Origin of the sequence: Pseudofrankia saprophytica, assembly GCF_000235425.2 — a bacterium.
Classification (GTDB): domain Bacteria; phylum Actinomycetota; class Actinomycetes; order Frankiales; family Frankiaceae; genus Pseudofrankia; species Pseudofrankia saprophytica.
The window spans coordinates 6,589,895-6,591,363 of the sequence record NZ_KI912266.1; the positions used below are offsets into that span (position 1 = coordinate 6,589,895).

Genomic DNA, 1,469 nt, shown 5'->3' on the forward strand with positions numbered 1-1,469 from the left:
GGCCACCCGGCCAGCTCAGGGTCGCGGCGGGCACATCCGCCGCCGCCCGCGCGACCAGGACGAGCCACCGGCACGGCCAACCGGCGAGCCAGGCTGCCAGCCGGGCCAGCTCGCCGCTGACGGGCCCCACGGCCAGCGCGACGACGCCGAGCACCGTCACCGGCGCGACCGCGACCGCCGCCGCGACGTTCGCCGGGATCGCCACCAGGCTGACCCCGCCACTGATCCAGGCGATCACTGGCGTGCAGGCCAGCTGCGCGGCCGCCGCCACGGCCGCGCCGTCCGCGAGCCAGCGCAGCCGGGCCGGCAGCCGCCGGGCGAGCCGGTCACGCCAGCCGGGCGCGACGATGACGATGCCGGCGGTGGCCAGTACCGACAGCGCGAAGCCGGCCGAGAGCGACAGGCTCGGGTAGGCCAGCACCAGGACGGCGACCGTGGCCGCCAGCGCGGGCAGTACCGCGGCGCGCCGCCCGGTGCCGGTCGCGACCGCTCCGAGCAGGCCCATCGCGCCGGCCCGCAGCACGCTCGCGGACGGCCTGGCGACGACGACGAACCCGACGATCGTCGCGGCGGCCCACAGCGCCCTGGACCGCACGCCGACGCGGGTACGCCGCAGCGCCGCCAGCACCGCGCCGGTGATGATCACAACGTTTCCGCCGCTGACCGCGGTGAGATGCGTGAGCCCGGCGGCGCGGAAGTCGGCGCGCAGGCCCGGGTCCAGCTCGCTGACGTCGCCGTCTACCAGCCCTGGGAACAGGCCACGGACCGGCTGTGGCAGGACGGTGGCGGCGGCGCGCAGGTCGGCGCGCAGTCGGCCGGCGACCCGTTGGTACCAGACCGGCCCCGCCACGAGCCTCGACGGCCCGTGGACGAACAGCACGGCGCCGATCTCGCCGCCTGGCTCTGGCGGCTCGAGCCGAGCGTCCACGGCCACCCTGGTGCTCGGCAGCAGTCCCCGCCAGCCGTCCCCCGGCGCCAGGACCAGGACCGGCACGTCCAGCCGTGCGACCAGGCCACCTGGCGCCGCGCGGGCGCCGACGGCGGGGGCGCTGGAGGCCGTGCCGGCCCGGACGCCCGCACCGGCGCTGGCCGCCGTCGCGCCCGGTCCGGCGGCGCGCTGGCTGGTGGCCAGCAGGACGAGCCGCGCGGGGACGGCGACGTTGCCGCGCTCGCCGGCCACGCCCGCGGGACCGCCTCCGATGGGGTGCGGGTCATCGGAGACGACGAGCTCGACACCGACTGTCGCCCGCGCGGCGGCGAGCTGGGCGAGCACCCCGGACCGGCTGTCCTGGCCGCCTACCCCGGCCACGAAGATCCCCACGGCAAGCCCCGCCACCACGGCCACGGCCACGGCCCGCCATCCCCGGTGAGCCGACCCGGGCCGGCCCCGCTCCACGAGCAGCAGCACCCCTCCGACCAGTGGCGCGATCCCGCCGACCACCGCCGCCGCCACCAGCGCCGCGGCTGGC

The 1,469-nt window shown here is 78.8% G+C and carries 1 protein-coding gene; it reads right to left on the bottom strand.

What is annotated here, in order from left to right; translation table 11 throughout:
- On the bottom strand, positions 1 to 1,469 hold a 1,469-nt coding region (locus tag FRCN3DRAFT_RS46680; protein WP_198536044.1), incomplete at both ends, for a ComEC/Rec2 family competence protein.